Annotated in this window: 1 protein-coding gene; it reads right to left on the bottom strand. The window is 74.8% G+C overall.

Annotation, left to right across the window (positions count from 1 at the left end; genetic code table 11):
• Window positions 1-800: beta-ketoacyl synthase N-terminal-like domain-containing protein (locus KUM32_RS41250; RefSeq protein ID WP_217146771.1), on the bottom strand; the 800-nt coding region annotated here is incomplete at both ends.

Here is an 800-nt window from a genome sequence, read left to right as displayed (position 1 = left end):
GGTGCCGCTCACGCCGAAGGAGGAGACGGCGGCCCGGCGCGGGCGGTCCGGGGCGGGCCAGGGGCGCGCCTCGGTGAGGAGTTCGACGGCGCCGGCCGACCAGTCGATGTGCGGCGACGGCTCGTCCACGTGCAGCGTCTTGGGGAGCGTGCCGTCACGCATCGCCATCACCATCTTGATGACGCCACCGACGCCGGCCGCCGCCTGGGAGTGCCCGATGTTGGACTTGAACGAGCCCAGCCACAGCGGCTCGTCGCCCGACCGCTGCTGCCCGTACGTGGCGAGCAGCGCGTGGGCCTCGATCGGGTCGCCGAGGGTCGTGCCGGTGCCGTGCGCCTCGACGGCGTCCACGTCGGCCGCGGAGACCCCGGCGTTGGCCAGGGCCTGCCGGATGACGCGCTCCTGCGAGGGCCCGTTGGGCGCGGTGAGGCCGTTGCTGGCGCCGTCCTGGTTCACGGCCGAGCCCCGCACCACCGCCAGCACCTGGTGACCGTTCTTCCGGGCGTCGGAGAGCCGCTCCACGAGCAGCACGCCCACGCCCTCGGACCACCCGGTGCCGTCGGCCGCCGCGGCGAACGACTTGCACCGACCGTCGGCCGCCAGCCCCTGCTGCCGGCTGAACTCGGTGAACACGCTCGGCGTGGACAGCACCGTGACGCCGCCGGCGAGCGCGAGTTCGCACTCGCCCCGGCGCAGCGACTCGACCGCCAGGTGCAGCGCGACCAGCGACGACGAGCAGGCGGTGTCCACGGTGACGGCCGGGCCCTCAAGGCCGTAGGTGTAGGCGAGCCGGCCGGTGA

Source organism: Streptomyces sp. AC627_RSS907 (assembly GCF_019049165.1).
This window is presented reverse-complemented; position numbering and strand designations above follow the sequence as displayed.